1 protein-coding gene is annotated in these 217 nt (G+C 75.6%); it reads left to right on the forward strand.

Annotated elements, in window-relative coordinates:
* A partial coding sequence (locus D588_RS25950) for a substrate-binding domain-containing protein (RefSeq protein ID WP_043086921.1) occupies nucleotides 1–217 on the forward strand: 217 nt, incomplete at both ends.

Below are 217 nucleotides of genomic sequence, written 5' to 3' on the forward strand. Positions count from 1 at the left end.
GGCGTGGCTGATCGAATGCGCGCCGACCCGGCTGGAAGCGGCGCGCCAGGCCGGCGCGCTGTGCGCGCGCGACCCGCTGCCGACCGCGCTGGTCTGCTACAACGACGTGGTCGCGCTGGGCCTGGCCAGCGGCCTGGCCGAACGTGGCCGCATCGCCGGCCGCGACTACGCACTGATCGGCTTCGACGACATTCCCGAGGCCGCCGTCGCCACCCCG

The organism is Xanthomonas sp. SHU 308 (assembly GCF_000364645.1).
Taxonomy (GTDB): Bacteria; Pseudomonadota; Gammaproteobacteria; order Xanthomonadales; family Xanthomonadaceae; genus Xanthomonas_A; species Xanthomonas_A sontii.